Origin of the sequence: Flavobacterium tyrosinilyticum (assembly GCF_023656565.1) — a bacterium.
Lineage (GTDB): Bacteria > Bacteroidota > Bacteroidia > Flavobacteriales > Flavobacteriaceae > Flavobacterium > Flavobacterium tyrosinilyticum.
In genome coordinates, this window is record NZ_JAMOKG010000001.1 from 198,224 (window position 1) to 218,338 (window position 20,115).

At 33.6% G+C, this 20,115-nt stretch carries 18 protein-coding genes; 8 read left to right on the forward strand and 10 right to left on the reverse strand.

Annotation, left to right across the window (positions count from 1 at the left end):
* Position 1 precedes the first annotated feature (1 nt).
* Both NCC77_RS00875 and NCC77_RS00880 read right to left on the reverse strand, forming a co-directional pair.
* Positions 2 to 667, reverse strand: a complete 666-nt coding sequence (locus tag NCC77_RS00875; protein WP_250833970.1) for an HAD family hydrolase — start codon at positions 665 to 667, stop codon at positions 2 to 4.
* A 9-nt stretch (positions 668 to 676) separates the two neighbouring features.
* Positions 677 to 1,252, reverse strand: a complete 576-nt coding sequence (locus NCC77_RS00880; RefSeq protein WP_250833971.1) for a TerD family protein — start codon at positions 1,250 to 1,252, stop codon at positions 677 to 679.
* A gap of 338 nt (positions 1,253 to 1,590) precedes the next feature.
* Here NCC77_RS00880 and NCC77_RS00885 point away from each other — a divergent pair, with 338 nt between their 5' ends.
* Complete coding sequence (locus NCC77_RS00885) at positions 1,591 to 1,974, forward strand: DUF983 domain-containing protein (protein ID WP_250833972.1); 384 nt, start codon at positions 1,591 to 1,593, stop codon at positions 1,972 to 1,974.
* On the opposite strand, the gene NCC77_RS00890 is transcribed toward NCC77_RS00885, so the two are convergent.
* The 8 genes from NCC77_RS00890 to topA form a co-directional block, all read right to left on the reverse strand.
* Positions 1,955 to 3,028 carry an NAD(P)/FAD-dependent oxidoreductase gene (locus NCC77_RS00890; protein WP_250833973.1) on the reverse strand — a complete coding sequence of 358 codons (1,074 nt, stop codon included), beginning with the start codon at positions 3,026 to 3,028 and terminating at the stop codon, positions 1,955 to 1,957. The two genes, NCC77_RS00885 and NCC77_RS00890, sit on opposite strands and share 20 nt — an antisense overlap.
* Before the next feature lie 78 nt (positions 3,029 to 3,106).
* Positions 3,107 to 4,096: a type IX secretion system ring subunit PorN/GldN gene (porN, locus tag NCC77_RS00895; RefSeq protein WP_250835056.1), complete on the reverse strand. Its 990-nt coding sequence runs from the start codon at positions 4,094 to 4,096 to the stop codon at positions 3,107 to 3,109.
* Between the two features lie 180 nt (positions 4,097 to 4,276).
* Positions 4,277 to 5,266 carry a type IX secretion system ring subunit PorN/GldN gene (gene porN, locus NCC77_RS00900; RefSeq protein WP_095928633.1) on the reverse strand — a complete coding sequence of 330 codons (990 nt, stop codon included), beginning with the start codon at positions 5,264 to 5,266 and terminating at the stop codon, positions 4,277 to 4,279.
* 44 nt (positions 5,267 to 5,310) lie between these two features.
* Positions 5,311 to 6,852 carry a type IX secretion system motor protein PorM/GldM gene (gene porM, locus NCC77_RS00905; protein ID WP_250833974.1) on the reverse strand — a complete coding sequence of 514 codons (1,542 nt, stop codon included), beginning with the start codon at positions 6,850 to 6,852 and terminating at the stop codon, positions 5,311 to 5,313.
* 51 nt (positions 6,853 to 6,903) lie between these two features.
* Positions 6,904 to 7,551 (reverse strand): type IX secretion system motor protein PorL/GldL, encoded by a 648-nt coding sequence (gene porL, locus NCC77_RS00910; protein WP_250833975.1) that lies wholly within the window; start codon positions 7,549 to 7,551, stop codon positions 6,904 to 6,906.
* A 56-nt stretch (positions 7,552 to 7,607) separates the two neighbouring features.
* Complete coding sequence (gene porK, locus NCC77_RS00915; protein WP_095928630.1) at positions 7,608 to 9,002, reverse strand: T9SS ring complex lipoprotein PorK/GldK; 1,395 nt, start codon at positions 9,000 to 9,002, stop codon at positions 7,608 to 7,610.
* A 262-nt stretch (positions 9,003 to 9,264) separates the two neighbouring features.
* Complete coding sequence (locus NCC77_RS00920) at positions 9,265 to 10,416, reverse strand: formimidoylglutamase (protein ID WP_250833976.1); 1,152 nt, start codon at positions 10,414 to 10,416, stop codon at positions 9,265 to 9,267.
* Between the two features lie 6 nt (positions 10,417 to 10,422).
* Complete coding sequence (gene topA / locus NCC77_RS00925) at positions 10,423 to 12,939, reverse strand: type I DNA topoisomerase (RefSeq protein WP_250833977.1); 2,517 nt, start codon at positions 12,937 to 12,939, stop codon at positions 10,423 to 10,425.
* Between the two features lie 551 nt (positions 12,940 to 13,490).
* Between topA and miaB the strand changes: the two genes are divergently transcribed.
* From miaB to NCC77_RS00960, 7 genes are all read left to right on the forward strand, one after another.
* Entirely contained in the window at positions 13,491 to 14,936 is a 1,446-nt protein-coding gene (miaB, locus tag NCC77_RS00930) for a tRNA (N6-isopentenyl adenosine(37)-C2)-methylthiotransferase MiaB (RefSeq protein ID WP_250833978.1), read from the forward strand.
* Between the two features lie 45 nt (positions 14,937 to 14,981).
* Entirely contained in the window at positions 14,982 to 15,371 is a 390-nt protein-coding gene (locus NCC77_RS00935; RefSeq protein WP_026730541.1) for a GxxExxY protein, read from the forward strand.
* 169 nt (positions 15,372 to 15,540) lie between these two features.
* Positions 15,541 to 16,800 (forward strand): sigma-54 interaction domain-containing protein, encoded by a 1,260-nt coding sequence (locus NCC77_RS00940; RefSeq protein WP_250833979.1) that lies wholly within the window; start codon positions 15,541 to 15,543, stop codon positions 16,798 to 16,800.
* 81 nt (positions 16,801 to 16,881) lie between these two features.
* Positions 16,882 to 17,385 (forward strand): LptE family protein, encoded by a 504-nt coding sequence (locus tag NCC77_RS00945; protein WP_250833980.1) that lies wholly within the window; start codon positions 16,882 to 16,884, stop codon positions 17,383 to 17,385.
* 101 nt (positions 17,386 to 17,486) lie between these two features.
* On the forward strand, positions 17,487 to 19,292 hold the full coding sequence (locus NCC77_RS00950; RefSeq protein WP_250833981.1) for a tetratricopeptide repeat protein: 1,806 nt from the start codon (positions 17,487 to 17,489) through the stop codon (positions 19,290 to 19,292).
* Between the two features lie 3 nt (positions 19,293 to 19,295).
* Entirely contained in the window at positions 19,296 to 19,640 is a 345-nt protein-coding gene (secG, locus tag NCC77_RS00955; RefSeq protein WP_095928621.1) for a preprotein translocase subunit SecG, read from the forward strand.
* 144 nt (positions 19,641 to 19,784) lie between these two features.
* Positions 19,785 to 20,060, forward strand: a complete 276-nt coding sequence (locus NCC77_RS00960; RefSeq protein WP_008467105.1) for a co-chaperone GroES — start codon at positions 19,785 to 19,787, stop codon at positions 20,058 to 20,060.
* Positions 20,061 to 20,115: the final 55 nt, after the last annotated feature.

Genomic DNA, 20,115 nt, shown 5'->3' on the forward strand with positions numbered 1-20,115 from the left:
TTTATATTTTTAATAGATGTGCATCAAAACCAAACTTTAATGCTCCATTATAATCAGCAATACTATTATCGCCAATATGTAAAACATCCTTTTTTTCTATTTTTTTATACTTATTAACTTCATCAAATACCAGTTTAAAAATTTCAGTATTTGGTTTTGAAAATCCGACTTCATCAGAATATATCTGAAATTTTAAGTATTCGACCAGATCATAATGTTCCAATATTTTTCTTAAAACCTTCCCCTTAATAAATGCTGTATTACTCAAAATATTTATCGATTTACCTTGATTGGTCACTTCTTTAAACATCTTTTCAATATCAGAATAAATTAAAACTGGCTTATATTTTAAAAATAGTTCTTCTGTATGGCCATAAAACTCCTTTAAGCGATCTGTACCATTTTTATCAAAATCAACATTTAAAGCCGCTAAAATTAAATAATAAATTTCGTACGTATCAATATTTAATCCTGTTTTTTCGTTAATATTATTGCATAAAACATCGTAGTATCTTACGACTTCATTTACCCTTTCAATTCCATGCTCTATTTCAAAAAAGTCCTTAAATAATAGATTTCTTTTTTGTTTAAATTCTGGATTTGATTTTATTAATGTCAGCCACAAATCAAAAGAAAGATGGCTGTAATTTTCATGATTTATTTTCAAGTATCTCGTTTATTTAATTATTTCTCCCGAATAATATTTCTCCAAGAAGAAACCTAAATCGGCTCTGTAGCCAATTCCTGAAGCCTCAAATCTCCAGTTACCGTTTCTCTTATATAATCTTCCGAATTCGACACCTGTTTCAATAGAAAAATCTTCTCCTAATTCATATTTAGCAATCTCCTGACCATTGGCATCGTCAACAATTCTAATATAAGAATTTCGGACCTGACCAAAGTTTTGCTTTCTGCGCTCAAAATCTTCAATTGTAACTACAAAAAGAATTTCTTCTATTGCATCGTTAATTTTAGCTAAATCTACCTTTATCGCTTCATCATCGTCTCCATCACTATTTCCTCCAGTAGGATCGTCACCTGTATGCAATAAAGCTCCATCTGGAGATGATAAATTATTATAAAAAACAAAATAGCTTTCACCTAAAAGTTTTCTGTCAGCATTAATCATAATGGCTGAAGCATCCAAATCAAAATCATGGCCCGTTCCTTCATTTGGATCCCATCCTAAACCAACAGTAATATTAGACAGGCCTATATCAATTTTTTGTCCTTTTTGTAAATTTATTGCCATTATATTATTTTATATTAAAAAAATTAACTTGCACAATAATACGAAAAAGAAGACCATTAATAATGAGGAAAACCGTAAAAGCAAAAAAATTATCAACAAATTAAAGTACAATTCTATTAAAATTGCGTTGATTTAATTTTTACATAATAAATTATTTACCAACAAAAAATTACGACAAAGATTTATCTTAAACTAATGAGAATACAAGACCGAGCAAAAAACAAACATTATTGCTATATTTACATTTTATTCTAAAAACTCAAAATTGAAATTATAAGTGCTTTTATTAAAGATCAATTCTTAGTTTACAATATTTCTAAAATTACATCAGCATTAAAATGTTTAAAAGAGGTTCCAAATTAAATAGCATTATAACAGGAAGTTGTCCAAAATGCCAAAAAGAAAGCATGTATGAAGACAAAAATCCGCTTCATTTGAGTAAAGTTCTCAAAATGAACGAGCATTGCAGCCATTGCGGATTCAAATACCAAATTGAACCTTCTTTTTTTTATGGCGCAATGTATGTTAGTTACGGATTAAATGTTGCGGTAGGAATTGCAGCTTTTATTGTTTCGTTTGTCTTTTTTGGAGCCACAATCGAACAAGCCTTTATTGCAATTATCTTGACATTAGTTGCATTGTTTCCTTTTGTACTTCGTCTTTCAAGAAACTTATACATTAATATGTTTGTTTCTTACGATCCTAATGCCGGTCAGGAGTAAGAGATTTTAAATATCTTTTATGGAAGCGTTTTATATCTGCTTCTTTGTCTATTGGAGTTCCGCTTTCAATATTATCATACAACATTTTCGCTAAAGCCGGTCCGAGCATTACACCACGTGTCCCTAATCCGTTAAGAAGATGAATCGATTCGTATGCTTCATGAGTACCTACCAAAGGTCTTCTGTCGGCAACTGTTGGTCTAACTCCAGCAAAATGCTTTACAATTTCAAAATCGCAGGTAATAATTTCTTTAATGCGATCTAAAAGCTCTTGTTTTCCTTCTTCGGTGGGAAGATCTGTTTTATCATGCCAATTGTAAGTAGCTCCAACTTTAAATAAATTGCCACCTACTGGTAAAATAAAAACACTGGTATTAACAATTAAATCCAATTTTAAATCTGGCGCTTTTATTAAAAACAGTTCCCCTTTTGTTCCATCCAAAGGGAGATAATTAAAATAAGGGTTTTTATGCAGCCCAAAACCCTCTGCAAAAATGATGTGGCGTGCTTTAATATTTTTATACTGAATTCCTAAATCAAGAATTTCCAAGAAAGAACTATGGAAAGATTCTTCAAGAAGCAAGTTATTTTCCTTTAAGTAAGCTTTATAACTTTCCAATAGTTGTCCAGTTTTAACATAGCCGGTATGCAGAACTTCTCCATAATCATAAGGAGAATCAATACCTTGATACTTCTTAGTAATTAGTTTTGTTGACAAAAAAGGAGCTAAGTTTATTTTATCTGACGCTGCAAACCAGTTATTCTGTTCTTCAATTGAAAAAAACTTTCGAAGAATTGGCATTTTAAAATTGAATTTCTCCTGTAGCTTATCTTCAACCTGTTCGTAAAACTCATTCATTAAAACCAAATGTTCTTTAGCGTTCCAGACTTCACTAAATCGCTTCAGAATAACGGGATTGTACAAACCTCCAGCAATTCTCGAAGAATTCTGAGATTTGTCATCAACAATTAAAATAGATTTATTGTTTTTTAAGGCGATTTCGGCAAAAGAAATTCCAGCCAATCCAGATCCGACGATTAAATAATCAAGCATTGTGAAGTGTATAGATAAAATAAAAAAAACTCTAACTACAAAGGTAGCAAGAGTTTTTCTTATTATGAGTTTATGAACTTAGTAATTCCACATATCTTGTTCAAAATTACGAATCTTCTCTTTTACCCTTTCAGACTCTAGCAATTGGCTTTGTGCATTATCTCTAATATAATCTTTAATCTCACGATCACCATAGACATTTTCTTCCTTATATATCATAGCATTGAAACGTCTTGAGTTTAAAATCTGATCAAAGGAAATTGGTAAGGCCGAATTCTGATCATTAAAAGCTTTTCCTTCATGTAGTACTTCTCTAGCGTTGGGGAAGAAAACCCAGAATAGTTCAATATAATCTTTTTCATCACTATTCATGGTATAAACATCGGGCGTTACAGGGCAAATGCCAAGCAGACGATATTTCAAATCGCTCTGTCTTTTATCAAAATACCAAAACCCTTTAATTTTATATTGACTTACATCAGCAGCCGTAAGATCTTGCTTCAAAATATATTCAGCAGGAACTGTTCTAGTTGGTCCTACTGTCTGGTCAACATAAGTTACTTTCTTATTTTTTCCTGTGCCTGTAACTACTTTCTTCTTAACCACACGCGTTCTATAGTCATCAGGATATTGATTAATAAGCTCTCTCCCCGCATCTGTTGTATCAACACGAGATAAAGATCCTTGAATGTCTTTTAAAGTCTTTTTTGTATTAAAATAACTGTCTGTATAAACTTCTGTTATTTTACCGTTTCTCATTGCTTTGGTTAATATATCATAAAGCGAACGTCTATCTGGGCCAATATTGGCCGTATCCACAGGAAAATATAATGGAAAATTAATTTTTTCATTTAAATCAATAATTTCCCAAACCATCTTTCCCATCAAAACATCTCGATCATCAACATAACCATACGCTAGAGGCTTATCATTATCAGATATCATTTGAGCAGGTGTCTTATACCCTATCTGATCGGCAGTTTTGGCATTAAGTAAATTAGACTGAGCATTAGAAGATATGCCTCCTAGAACAGTAACAATAGCGATTAATAAATTTCTTACTTTCATCATGATAATTTTTACAAGACATTAAACGAAATTTTATTACAAATATTGTTATTTTTCTTACATAAATATAAAATAATATATTCAACCTATAGCAGACAGCTTATAATAATATATTGACATAAAAAAAACTCTTACTACAAAGGTAGTAAGAGTTTTTTAATTATCATGCTATGTATCAACTTAGTAGTTCCACATATCTTGTTCGAAGTTGCGAATTTTTTCTTTCACTCTTTCAGATTCCAACAACTGATTTTGTGCGTTGTCTTTCATATAATCGCTAATTGCCCTGTCTCCATAAAGGTTTTCCTCTTTGTAAACAACCGCATTAAAACGTCTTGAATTTAAAATCTGATCAAATGAAATCGGAAGAGCTGAGTTGTTGTCATTGAACGCTTTTGCTTCATGCAATGCTTCTCTGGCATTTGGGAAGAATACCCAAAACAATTCAATATAATCCTTTTCATCACTATTCATTGTATAAACGTCCGGAGTTACAGGACAAATTCCTAGTAAACGATATTTTAATTCACTTTGACGTTTATCAAAATACCAGTATCCTTTAATTTTATACTGAGTAACATCTGCAGCAGTAAGATCTTGTTTTAAGATATATTCAGCAGGAACCGTTCTTGTTGGTCCAACTGTCTCTTCAACATAAGAAACTGATTTGTTTTTACCTTTACCTGAAACAACTTTTTTCTTCACAACACGTGATTTGTAGTCATCTGGATATTGGTTAATTAACTCTCTACCTGCATCTGTTGTATCAATACGAGATAATGAGCCCTCGATGTCTTTCATAGATTTTTTAGTATTGAAATAACTGTCAGTATAAACTTCAGTAACTTTTCCACCTTTAATAGCTTTAGTTAAAACGTCATAAAGAGAACGTCTGTTAGGACCAATATTAGCTGTATCTACTGGAAAATATAAAGGAAAGTTGATTTTTTCATTTAAATCAATGATCTCCCATGTTGTTTTTCCCATCAAGATATCTCTATCATCTACGTAACCATAAGCCAATGGCTTATCATTATCAGATATTAATTGAGCAGGAGTTTTAAGTCCAATCTGAGCAGGAGTTTTAGCGTTTAGCAAATTAGATTGCGCATTAGAAGCAAAACCTCCAGCGATAGAAACAATAGCTATTAAAAAATTTCTTACTTTCATCGTGGTATCGTTATAAGATATTGAATGTAGCTTACACTACTTTATTATTGTATTTCGTAAATTACAGGAGCAGTTCTTGGCAATAAATAACTACCAGCTCCAACAAGTTTAGTTTTAATTTCAGAAATAGTAACTTGGTCTCCTTTACCTGCTCTTGAAAGTACTTGTTTACATTGTGCATTCATTTTGTTTCCTGTAACAACAACTGTAGGTTGTCCAGCAATTTTCATATTGAATCCAACAACATCTAAACCAACTTCAAAATCAAAATCAAGAAGTTTTGCACCAATAGTAGCAATCTCTAAGTTAGATTTAGGACCTTTAACAACTCCCATCTCACCTCTAATTGTTCCTGTTGGACCAGGAATACCTTTAATTCTGAATGTTTTCTTATCAGTTACTTTATCACCGTTTGGTAAAGTACCTGTTACAGAAATTGTAGTTTCAGTACCTTGACCTGGGCTCATGTTATATTTTCCTGGTTTTCCAGCAGAAGCTAAACCTGGAGCACTTGCAACAATTTTGTTTGCATCAACACCAGCAAAAGACACAGAGATTGGGTTAACAACTCCTCTATATACTACGTTCATTTTATCTGCAGAAATTGTAGCAGCGTTTGGTCTTGGAACTACAACATATTTTCCAGAGAATTTTAAAGGAATATTTTTTCCATCCTCTAAGAACGTAAATTGTCCGTTGATGTCTTGTTCTCCAACTCCACCAGCAGTTAAAGAGATAACAGCTTGTCCGTTTACGATTTGCCCTGGACCTTGGAAAGAAGTTGGTGTAGTGTTTTCATCGTAACGACCTAAAACAACTTTACCAGTAACTTTTTCTCCTTGGAAATAAGCATTTTTATCCAAAACAACGATTGCTTGGTAGTTGCTATAAGAAGCAGCAGCAACTGCAGCTTTACCTAAAGCACTGTTGTAAACGTCTGTTTCAACTTTTTTAACGTCATTCTGCCAAGCTGAAAGTTTTGCAGCTGTAGCGATTGCAGGAAATCCTTTAAAGTGGTACGCTAAGTATTTTTCTTTAATTCCCTCTTTGTTTTTAACATCAGAAACATCAAATTTCTTTTCAACCTCAGCAATAATTGATGCGTACTTTTTGTCTGTTCCTAAAGCTGCTTTGATATCAGCTTTATATTTTTCGATTTTAGATATAATTTCGTTACCTTTTTTAGTGTAACCGTCTCCTGTAAACCAGTCGTCGATATTATCTCCTCTATCCATAGCCTCATAAGGCATTTTTCCTGTTGCTTTATCAACTTCGAAACCTTTAACTGCCTGAGCTTTTAGAGTAGCTATATAATCATAAAAATCTTTTGTAATTGTTTCAACTTTGTGAGCTGTTACTGCAGCAATAGCAAATTCTCCTTTTGCTTCAGCAGCTTTTTGATCTAAAGAGCTTAATAAACCAGCGTTTGACTCTATAGAACTAGTGTTTGCACCTTCGAATTTTTCATTCATCAAACCAAAAGCAGAAATTACTTCTTTTGATACGTTCATTGCTAACATTGCGATGAAAACCAGGTACATCAGGTTAATCATCTTCTGTCTAGGGGTTAATTTTCCTCCTGCCATTTTTCTTTAATTAGTTCTTATTAATAAATTTAATATTTAGTTAAAAACTAATTATCCTTTGTTACTCATTGCAGAAAGCATACCACCGTAAACACTGTTTAAAGAAGCAATGTTTGCTGTCATAGAAGCCATTTGTTCTTTTAATTTAGTAGCGTTATCAGCGATTTCTTTGTTAGCCTCAGCATTTCTAGAAGCACTTTCCAATTGTACTTTGTACAAACTGTTTAATGATTCCATTTGAGTAGCAGCCAAAGTTAATTCATCAGAATATTTCTTTTGCCCAGCGATTGAATCTACAGTTGGAGCAATTCCTTTAGCAGCAGATTCGAAATTTTTGATGCTGTTTCCTAAACTTGACATTAATTCACCGTCAATTTTAGCTTCTTTTAATAATGTGTCTAATTTTTGAGATAATAATCCTTGAGCATCAGTTGTAGATTCAGGTTTAGCTTTTTTCTCTCTTGCTTGTCCATTAGCTAATTCTGGGTAAACTAGAGTCCAATCTAGTTCTTCTTCAACTGGTTCGAAAGCAGAAAGCGCAAAAATTAACGCCTCAGTAACTAATCCTACTGAAAGCATAACTGTACCTGTTAATGGTCCAATCTCAAAGTGAGTAATTTTGAATAACGCTCCAACGATTACCACTGCCGCTCCCATACCATAAGCGAAATTCATTGCTTTTTTACTTAATAATGCCATAATACTTTTTTTTTAGGTTTAAAATAGATTTGTTGGATATTGATAAAATTATAAAATTACTTTTTTCTGTTTCCTGTAACTTGAGTACCCATGTAATCTTGTACAGTTCTGAATCCGATATAACTTCTAGCAGAATCAGCATATTCGTGGTCACGAGTACTTACCTGTAGGAAATAAGCAACGTCTTTCCAAGAACCTCCACGAACTACTTTTCTTTGATTTTTACCATCAATTACGTTTGGATTCATTGTAGAAACATATTCGTATGCATTTGGATTGTAAGCTGAATCTGTCCACTCTGAAACGTTTCCTGCCATGTTATATAATCCGTAACCATTTACGTCATATGATTTTGCTTCTACTGTATATAAAGCTTCGTCAGCAGCATAATCTCCTCTACTTGGTTTAAAGTTTGCTAAGAAACAACCTCTATCACTTTTAGTATAAGGACCTCCCCATGGGTAAGTAGCAGACTCTAGACCTCCTCTAGCAGCGTACTCCCACTCTGCCTCAGTTGGTAATCTGAAAGAGTTTACAAGATCACGCCCTTTTTTCTTAGATTTAATATAACTGTTTTTGTTTAAAGTTCTCCAAGCACAGAATGCTTTAGCTTGTTTCCAAGTAACACCAACTACAGGATAATCTCCATAAGCTTTGTGCCAGAAATAATCGTTGTGCATTGGCTCATTATATGAGTAAGCGAAGTCTTTAATCCAAACTGCAGTGTCAGGATAAACATTTACCTGCTCTGTTTTTACGAAGTCACTTCTTTTTCCAACTTTAGCTTTTGCAGCAGCTTGAATATCCATCCAAGAATAACGGAATTTCAATTTATTTACGTCAATTGTTCTTAAACCATTGTATGATTCTTCAATTGGTAAATACATAGAATCCATTACTTCAGCATAATACTCATCTGGATATGCTTTTGTATCTTTAATTAACTTAACTTTTCTGTTTAATTTTCTTCCAGCATATGGATCATCCTTAGTACCAACACTATAGTAGTTGTCATACATGTATTTATCATAAGCTGTCATTTTTTCTGGATCAGAATCATTAAAAGCGTAATCAGCAATGCTTCCGCCTTTTTTACCTTTTCCATCAGTAGCTTTTTGTCCAGTTTCATCTGCAAGGATTGCTAAACGAACTCTCATTGTAGAATCTTTCACCCATTCTACGAATTGACGATATTCACTATTTGTAATTTCTGTTTCATCCATATAGAATGAACGCACGGTTACAGTTTTAGTTGGAGCATCTTCTACGTTAGCTAAATCAGCATCTGATTTACCCATAATAAAAGATCCGCCCGGAACTAATGTCATTCCATAAGGCTTCTCGGGATGCCATTTCCCTCCTGTAACACCAACTAATTCACCTTTGTCACCTGACTTACCACAGCCGATTACTAGTGTTAACATTGCTGCAAATGCAATAAACTTCTTCATATAAATTTGGGATTATCTATTCATTATTAAAAGTCCGTAAACGTATTTATTATTTATCTAAAAAACAATACTACTTGCGAATTTATTTTACCGTTCAAAAATAATGTTAAATAAAATAAAAAAAAAATATTTTATCGATAAACTGTTCTAAAAAATCGATGTAAAACGTTAATTTTTATATATTATACGTATTTTCTTACTAATTAATTTTAACTATTTTAAACAAGTTTTAAAAATTTAAGATTTCGCTTAAATTTTCGAACTACAAAGCGTTTTTTCGTTGCGCTTTCCACCATCTTTCTGGCAATTCTTGATTGCAAGCCGACAAATATTCGTCGTAAGAACAGGGTAATAACGTATTTCTTTTCAATTTATTGTTGCCGTTTGATTCGAATGGAATTTCGATCCACCAACGATCTGTTTTGTCACTTTTATAGAATATCAATTCTTCATCATCTAACGGAACTATATACTTTAAATAGTTTGCTCGGCTTCCAAATGGATATTCTTTTGAGCGATAGTGATAACCTTCAATAAAATACCAAACAATCTGAGCAATAATAGCCGACTCTGCCGTTGTACTGTTATGATTAAAGATTCCAAATGAAGATACTTTATCACTAATACCAGCATATCTTGCTAAAGCACAAATTTCTTTTCCATTAAATCCGTTTGGCTCAAAAGTAACCATATTTGCTGAAGCAGAAGATTTTACAGAATTCAAATCAATACTAACCAAGTCTGCATCTCTAAAAACTGGCTCAGCCAAAGTGATTTTGTTTGAAATTTCGCCCAATCGATATGCATCAAAGAATAACTTTTCGATTAGATCAATTTCTTCTTGCGAATTATAATAGGTTTGATACCCTATATTACAGTAATTGAAAAGGTTATTTGGTTCATCAATAATAATTTTTGTCAAGTACGAATTAGCCGAAACTGATTCATTTTCCTTTCCAAAATCAAATCTATTATCAACTGCAACCAAATTTACCATTTGCTCTAAATCATCGTAAGCACGATACAAAGCATAGGTCAAATCCTGAGAACCTCCTAGAACTATAGGAATGACTTTATTCTTAATTAATGTAGCCGTAACCTTCTTTAATGCATAATAAGTATCCTCTACAGAATCGCCTGCAAGTATATCTCCAAGATCTGCGATTGAAGCATCCCAATTGCCAGGAAACATCCCATAAAGCTTTTTACGCACAGCTGTTAGATTAACTTCATTAATCATATTGATATTTGTACGGTCTTCTAAAACCCCAATTATAGCAATATTAATCTGTGCAATATCAGGAAACTGATCTTGGGTATGGAAGACAACTTTGCTTCCAAGCTCTTGTGAAGACAGTGCGCCGACGAATTTTACAATTGCGTCATTAACTGGTTCTAGAAAATCAAATTCCATTTATACTTATTTCTTTTTAGCAGCCGTTTTTTTAGCTGGAGCTTTTTTAGCCGTTGTTGTTTTTTTAGCAGCAGTTTTCTTTGCTGGTGTTTTTGCCGCGATCATTTCTTGAACTTGAGCCAATGTTAATTTTGTTGCATCAACATCTTTACTTAATTCAATTTTGATTTTTCCTTTCAGAATCACAGAGCGTCCCCAACGGGCTTTTTCTACTACAATTCCTTCTTCTTCCCAATTATGAATAACCTTATCAATGTTTTTCTGAAGTTTATCTTCAATCAATTCCTCAACATCAGCTTGAGAAAGATTATCAAAATTATATTTCTTGCTTACGTTTACAAAAAGTCCGTTCCATTTAATGAATGGTCCAAAACGTCCCACTCCTTTTTGAACAGCTTCTCCTTTATAAACAGCAATTGGCGCATCAGCAAGTGCTTTTTCATCAATTAATTCCTGAGCTCTTTCTTTAGAAACACTTAGTGGATCTTCTCCTCTAGGCAATGAAATAAAAACGCTTCCGTGACGAACATAAGGACCGTAACGGCCATTGCTCACTTCCACTTCTTCTCCTTTATATTCACCTAAACTTTTTGGAAGCAAGAACAAATTCAATGCCTCTTCAAGTGTAATGTTTCCTATATTTTGGTCTGCCATTAAACTAGCAAACTTTTTATCCTCATCATCTGCTTCTCCAATCTGCGCCATTGGCCCAAATTTTCCTAAACGAACAGAAACTTGTCTACCGTCTGCATCTTTTCCTAGAATTCTTTCACCACTTTCACGTTCAGCATTTGCTTCAACTTCTTTTACATTTGGATGAAATTTATTGTAGAAATCCTGCATCATTTTTGCCCAGTCAATATTTCCTTCAGCAATTTCGTCAAAGTCCTGCTCAACTTTTGCAGTGAAATTATAATCTAGGATGTTTCCGAAATTCTTTACCAAGAAATCAGTAACAATAGTTCCGATATCTGTTGGAACCAATTTCCCTTTATCAGAACCTGTATTTTCTTTTAGAAGCTTCTCTCCTACTTTACTATTCTGCAAAGTAAGTTGTGTATAATTACGTTCTACACCCTCAAGAGTTCCTTTTTCAACGTAATTTCTATTGATAATTGTCGAAATAGTTGGTGCGTATGTAGATGGACGCCCGATTCCAAGTTCCTCTAATTTTTTAACCAAAGATGCCTCAGTGTAACGGGCAGGCGGTCTTGAATATCGTTCTGTGGCTGTAATATAGTTATTCGCCAGTTTTTCGTTTACTTTTAAAGCCGGAAGCATTCCTTCTTGCTCTTCTTCATCGTCATCGTGACCTTCTAAGTACACCTTTAAGAAACCTTCAAAAAGCAATACTTCTCCAGAAGCTGTAAAAATTTCGCTGTGATTATCTGCTTCGATTTTTACGTTTGTTCTTTCCAATTGTGCGTCGCTCATTTGCGAAGCCAAAGTTCTTTTCCAGATCAAATCGTATAAGCGAGCTTGGTCACGGTCAATATTTACGGTGTGACGAGACATATCAGTCGGACGAATTGCTTCGTGCGCTTCTTGTGCTCCTTTACTTTTATTAGCAAAAACTCTCGGCTTAGAGAATTCTTTTCCGTAAGATTTGATAATTTCTGCTTGTGCAGCATCCATTGCTTCTTTAGAAAGGTTTACCGAGTCGGTTCTCATATAAGTAATAAGTCCGGCTTCGTATAGACGCTGTGCTAATTGCATGGTAATTCCAACTGGCAAGTACAATTTTCTTGCTGCTTCTTGCTGCAATGTAGAAGTTGTAAAAGGTGCTGTTGGAGATTTTTTGGTAGGTTTAGTTTCTAAATCAGCTACCTTATATTTAGAACCGATGTTTTGATTTAAGAAATCTTCGGCTTCTTTTTTAGTGTTGAAGTTTTTTGGAAGTTTTGCTTTGAAAGCTTTTCCTGCTTCGTTTACAAATTCTGCAACAATAGAATATGTTGCAACTGCATTGAAGCTTTGTATTTCGCGTTCTCTTTCTACAATCAAACGCACAGAAACTGACTGTACACGACCAGCTGAAAGTCCGCCTTTAATTTTTCTCCATAAAACTGGAGATAATTCATAACCTACTAAACGATCTAAAACACGACGTGCTTGTTGTGCGTTTACTAAATTATAATCAATTTCTCTTGGATTGTCGATTGCCTTAAGAATCGCAGATTTTGTGATCTCGTGAAAAACAATTCGTTTGGTTTTTTTTCTATCTAGCTTTAATTCTTCCGCCAAGTGCCATGAAATAGCCTCTCCCTCGCGGTCCTCATCGGATGCTAACCAAACCGTTTCGGCATTTTTAGAAAGTGACTTCAGCTTCGTTACCAAGGCTTTTTTATCCGGAGAAACTTCATATTTAGGTTTAAAACCATTTTCTACATCTACTCCTATTTCCTTTGATGGTAAATCTGCTATGTGTCCATAACTTGACTCCACCTGAAAATCACTCCCAAGAAATTTCTCGATCGTTTTCGCCTTTGCAGGTGACTCCACTATTACTAAATTCTTTGCCATTGCTCTATTTTTCTGCAACAAAAGTATTTATTTTTTTTAAATATTAACCTTACGAATGCATTTTTGAGGTATTTTGATATTATGAAACTTAAAATTGCAGATTTATCTGTAATAATCTCGATAATATATATAGGTATAACTTTTAGTGATTTTTAACCAAGAAATCCCTTTTAATTTTAGATTTCAGAGCTGAAATTTTAAATTGTAAAAAACATTTCTTAAAATCTACGATTCAACCTACAATTTATTTTAATTACGTTTTCCTTTGAAATCGAATTTCCTAGCCCAGATTGTAGCGAAAAGCCCGGAGTAAAAAAAGCAAAAGTTTCTTGTTTTAAAAAAAGCGACCAACGGAAGCTCTTTTTGAAACATTAGAAACTTTGCTTTTTTTATGAGGACTTGAAGTGAAAAGCTGGAAATAGCTCCTAATTACCCTTAAATTGAGCTCAAAGCATTAGGTATCAACATTTCTCAAAACATTGTTAATTCTTTATCTGACATCTTGTCATATTAGATTCAATTACGCTATCTTTGCACTTTGAATTTTTACAATGGAAAAGATTATTGAAGAAAGCAAACAGGGCGAAAGTCTTGTTTTGGAAAATAAACCTGAAAATACTAAAAAACTATTTATAGAAAGTTACGGCTGTGCGATGAATTTTTCGGACAGTGAAGTCGTAGCTTCCATTTTGTCTGACGGAGGTTATAACACTACTTCTATTCTAGAAGAAGCCGATTTGGTTTTGGTAAACACTTGCTCTATTAGAGATAAGGCAGAACAGACTATTCGCAAGCGTTTAGAGAAATACAATGCAGTTAAACGCACGAATCCGAAAATGAAAGTGGGTGTTTTGGGCTGTATGGCGGAGCGTTTGAAAAGTCAATTTCTAGAAGAAGAAAAAATCGTTGACTTAGTTGTTGGTCCAGATGCTTATAAAGATCTTCCGAATTTATTGGCTGAAGTTGAAGAAGGACGTGATGCTATTAATGTAATTTTATCAAAAGAAGAAACGTACGGAGATATTTCGCCTGTTCGTTTAATGAGCAACGGAATTACAGCTTTGGTTTCGATTACTCGTGGATGCGATAATATGTGTACATTTTGCGTTGTACCTTTTACACGCGGACGCGAACGCAGTCGTGAACCACAGAGTATTATGGCTGAAATTCAGGATTTATGGAACAAAGGCTATAAAGAAGTTACTCTTTTAGGCCAAAACGTTGACAGTTACCTTTGGTACGGTGGCGGTTTGAAAAAAGATTTCGTAAATGCTTCTGAAATGCAGAAAGCAACTGCGGTTGATTTTGATCAATTGCTAGAAATGGTTGCTGTTGGTTTTCCAAAAATGCGTATTCGATTTTCGACTTCTAATCCGCAGGATATGCACGAAAGCATTTTGCATGTTATTGCGAAATATCCAAACATCTGTAAACATATTCACTTACCGGTTCAATCTGGAAGTAATAGAATTTTAAAAGAAATGAATCGTCTGCATTCTCGTGAAGAATATATGGCTTTGATTGATAAAATTAAGGCGATTATTCCTGACGCTTCGATTTCGCAAGATATGATTGCTGGTTTCCCAACAGAAACTGAAGAAGACCACCAAGATACAATGAGCTTGATGGAATATGTAAAATATAATTTCGGTTATATGTATTCGTATTCTGAACGTCCTGGAACTTTGGCTGGAAGAAAAATGAAAGATGATGTGGAGGAAGAAACTAAAGCAAGAAGATTACAAGAAATTGTCGATTTACAACAAAAACATGCTTGGTTTAGAAGCGAAGAATTTGTTGGAAAAACAGTTGAAGTTTTAGTCGAAAAAGTTTCTAAAAAATCAAAAGACGAATTTTCTGGAAGAAACTCTCAAAGTATTACGGTAGTTTTCCCAAAAGAAAATTACAAAATTGGAGATTTCGTAAACGTAAAAATCACAAGCTGTACTAGCGGAACTTTAAAAGGTGAAGCAGTGGGATATTCTGAAATGAATTAGTTTTTTTAACCGCAAATTTCACAAATTTCCGCAAATTAATTATTGATGATTGATACAAACGAATATTACTACAAGAAAGATCAAAATTATCAAATTGTAGGTATATGCATGGAAGTACATAGATTATTGGGACCTGGATTACTTGAAATTGTATATAAAGACGCATTAGAAATTGAATTTAAAAACAATAACATTCCTTATCATCGAGAAAAGGAATTTTCTATAGAATACAAAGGGGTTATTTTGCCTCATAAATTTTATGCAGATTTTATAGTTTATGAAGATATAATATTAGAAGTGAAATCAGTGAGAGAAATTAGCAATGACCATCTTGCCCAAACCTTAAATTACATGAAGCTTGCTGATACTCCTGTCGGAATAATTGCAAACTTTCAAAACAAATCATTAGTACACAAAAGATTGATAAATTCATAAACTGAATTTGCGCTAATTTGTGTAATTTGTGGTTAATTTCAATTACTTCTAAAAAAGAATTGATTAGCCCGATTTCAAGAAAAATTCGAGAAATTCGTGGCAAACAAAAATACAAGCCAAAGTTTTAGGCAAAACCTAAAACAAACAAAAAACTTGAAACAAAATCGATATGGAAACAGTTCAAGCAATAAAACAGCGATTTGAAATTATTGGAAATGATCCGAAATTAAATCGCGCCATTGAAAAAGCCATTCAGGTTGCTCCAACTGATATTTCGGTTATGGTAACTGGGGAAAGTGGTGTTGGTAAAGAAAATATTCCTAGAATTATACATTCGCTTTCGCACAGAAAGCATGGTAAATATATTGCCGTAAACTGTGGTGCAATTCCGGAAGGAACAATTGACAGTGAACTTTTTGGTCACGAAAAAGGAGCTTTTACAGGTGCAACAAGCACGCGTGAAGGTTATTTTGAAGTGGCTGATGGCGGAACAATATTTCTTGATGAAGTTGGAGAATTACCATTAACAACTCAAGTAAGATTACTTCGTGTTTTGGAAAATGGTGAATTTATAAAAGTAGGTTCGTCTCAGGTTCAAAAAACGAATGTGAGAATTGTTGCGGCAACAAACGTCAATTTATTCAATGCAATTGAAAAAGGTAAATTCCGTGAGGATTTGTACTATCGTTTAAGCACAGTCGAAATTACATTACCGCCTTTACGCGAAAGAAACGACGATATTCATTTGTTGTTCAGAAAGTTTGTAGCCGATTTTGCTCATAAATATAAAATGCCTCCTTTAAGACTGGATGATGATGCTGTTCAGCTTTTACAGAAATTCAGATGGAGCGGAAATATTCGTCAGCTTCGAAATGTGGCAGAACAAATTTCAGTTTTAGAAACTAATCGTGATATTACCTTAGCTACTTTACAATCTTATTTGCCTGCCGAAGGAAGCAATTTGCCTTCAGTTATTAGCGACAGCAAAAAAGAAAGTGATTTCAGTACCGAAAGAGATATTTTGTACAAAGTGCTTTTTGATATGAGAAGCGATTTGAACGACTTGAAAAAACTGACTCTAGAGTTGATGAAAAATGGGACTTCTAAAGTTCAAGACATTAACCCGAATTTGATCCAGAAAATTTACGGAAATCAGCAAAATGATAGCGAGATTGATTTTGAAGAAGAGCCAAGAACCGCTGTTGTGACCTCTCCTGTTGTTCGTGAAGATAATTATCAGATGCAAGACGATAATTATTTATTTGCTGAAACTATCGAGGAAGAAGAAATTTTACGTTTGGAACAAAAAGAAATCGAAATGATCAAAAAATCATTAGAAAAAAACAAAGGAAAACGTAAAGCCGCTGCTGATGAATTAGGTATCTCTGAAAGAACTTTGTACCGTAAAATCAAGCAATTCGATCTATAATAAATCTCAATTTTTAAATCCCAAATCCCAAATTACTATATTTGGCGAAATTTGAAATTTGGAATTCGACTAATACACATTATGAAAAAAATATATTCTCTTTTCGCACTATTAAGCCTTTTTATGTTGAGTGGCTGTTCTGTTTACAACTTTACAGGAACTGGAAAAATCGATGCCAAAACATTTCAGGTTAACTTCTTTCAGAATAATGCCGATTTGATTGAACCAGGAATCGATAGAACTTTTACTTTGGCTTTGCAGGATTTGATTATGAATCAGACCAACTTAAACTTGGTTAGCAATAGTGGCGATTTGGTTTACGAAGGTGAAATTACAGATTACCGAATTACACCAATGACGGCAACTGCAGATCAGCAGGCAGCACAAAACCGTTTATCTATTCGTGTAAATGTACGTTTTACAAACAAAAAGAAAGAGACAGACGATTTTGAAAAATCTTTTGAATTCTATTATGATTTCCCTGGACGAGATCTTCCAACAGGATCTGTTTTAAACGAGGCAATCAGAATAATTTTTGAAAGAATCACCCAAGATATCTTTAATCAATCATTGGCAAAATGGTAGTTTTGCCTGTTTATTTAGTCGTTAAACTATAAAAACCGTTTAATCGATAAAACAAGCAAAAACAAATAAACAATTAACCGATCAAACAAAAAAAACAAATAATGAACGTTAGCGATTATACCTACTTAATGAATAAACCCGATGCTATTACAGAAAAGCAGGCGGACGCATTAGGAAGTGTTTTGAATGAATTTCCGTATTTTCAAAGTGCACGCGCATTGCGATTAAAAGGACTTTACAATCAAAATAGTTTTAAGTATAATTATGCTTTGAAGGTTACAGCAGCATACACGGCTGATCGTTCTGTTTTATTTGATTTTATAACATCTGAAGCTTTCACTTCTATTCAAAATGATTTTTACGAACAGAAATTGAGAGATCTTCTTGAAATTACTGTTTTTGACAGTGAAATAATTTCACCAGAGCAGATTCAAAAAGCAATTGAAGTTAAAACCGATATTGAAGAACTGCCTGTTTCAGATACAACTAAAGAAGCTCAAACTTCTGTTGTTGAAACACCTTCAATTGTACAGTCTGTAAAAGTTGAAGAATCTGCAAAAATTGAAGAAACTTTAAAAGAAGAACCTGTACAAGTTGAGGAAATAAAAGCTCAAGAACCAGTAATTGCCGAAGAGCCTAAAAAATTTCCAGAAATAGATCCTTCTATTTTTCTTGCCATAAAAGAAGCTCAAACTATAACTTTTGAAAAACCATCAATTAAGGAAGAAGAGCCAAAACCAATTCCAGAAATAGATTTTTATATTTTTGCGATAAAAGAAGCACAAAATGTAACTTTTGAAAAGCCAATAATAGAAGAGGAAAAACCAAAACCACTTCCAGAAATAGACTTATCTACTGTAACTTTTGAAAAACCTGCATTAGAAGAACAACAGAAAATTGATTCTACTGAACTTACTATTTCAGATAATGTAGAAGAAGAAGTTGAAACAGCTCCGTTTTCAGAATCTAGACAAACTGAAGAACCTAAAATTGATCGTATAGAGAATTCGATCTTAAGTTCGATAAAGGGCTCTGAAACACCTTCTCTACCAGAACCTGTAAAAGCTGAAGAACCTAAAAATGAGCGTGTCGAAAACTCTATTCTAAGTTCGATTAAAGAAGCAGAAGCCAAAAATGCTGAACAACCTGTAAAAACTGAAGAAGTAAAAGCAGATCCTATTATAGAAGAACCTGCTCTAAATGCTGTTGAAGAAGATGAAGACGACAGCGTAATTGAAGAAATGATTATTCCAGAATTTAAAATGAATTCTGTTGAACGATCTATTCTTTCTTCGATTAAAGAAGCTGAAACAAAAACACCCGAGGAACCAAAAGCAGAAATTCTAGAAGTTCTTCAATCTGAGGATAAAGAAGAAGAGCCAATTATAGAAGAAAATGAAGAGCCGATTGAAGAAATAATCGAAGAGGAAGAGCCTAATGAGCCTGCAAGAACAGCTGCAGAACATTTAGAAATAGGAAAACCTTTGGATTTTTCTCTTAGCGAAAAACATTCATTTCAAGAATGGCTTCAATTGTCTCGAACAGAACCAATTGACCGCTCAAATGAAATTTCTCCAGAAGAACAAGCAAAAATTGAAGCGGCTAAAGAAGAAGAGAGACAAAAGAAGGCTGAAATTATCGATAAATTTATCGAAACCAATCCGAAAATCTCTCCAATTAAACCTGGAACAAGTGCTCCAGTAGTTCAAATTGAGCCTGTTATAGAGGACAATTCGTATTTAATGACCGAGACTCTGGCCAGAGTATATCTGGAACAAAAGAAATATACAAAAGCAATTCAAGCTTATGAAATATTAATTTTGAAATATCCAGAAAAAATTACTTTCTTTGCAGACCGCATATCGGATATAAAGATTTTACAACAAAATAACAATAACAATAATTAAGTAATGAGCACATTTTCAATTTTTTTAGTTTTAATTACAATAGTTTGTTTTCTATTGATCATCGTTATCATGGTACAAAACCCTAAAGGAGGCGGATTGTCTTCTACTATCAGCGGAACGCAGATGTTAGGTGGAGTACAAAAAACAACTGACTTTTTAGATAAAAGTACTTGGACTTTAGCTACTGTTTTAATTGTGCTAATTTTACTTTCTAGCTTAAGCTTCTCTGGATCTTTAAGCGACACAGATTCTAAAATCATTGATAAAACTGAAGCTCCTGTAAATGCACCTGCAGCTCCAGCACAAGGAACTACTCCTGCTCCTGCAACACCTGCACCAGCAAAATAAAAAGTAGCTCGATATACAATCTAATGCCAGCCTGTCAAAGCTGGCATTTTTTTTAAGAAATAATGTCAGTTTTTCCAGCATGGCACAGTTTCTGAAAGTTTATAGAACAGAAAAAAAACGTATAACTTATAATAATATAAAATCATGGCTTTAAACATTAAACCGCTTTCAGACCGCGTACTTATTGAGCCTGTTGCAGCTGAAACTAAAACTGCCTCAGGTATTTTTATTCCAGATACTGCCAAAGAGAAACCACAAAAAGGAACTGTAGTTGCAGTAGGAAACGGAACTAAAGATCACACAATGACTGTAAAAGTTGGAGATACTGTTCTTTACGGTAAATATGCAGGAACCGAGTTAAAACTGGAAGGCACTGATTATCTAATCATGCGCGAGGATGATATTTTAGCGATTATCTAAAAAATATTGTATTAAGTACGAAGTATTAAGAACTTCATTTAACTTGAAACAAATC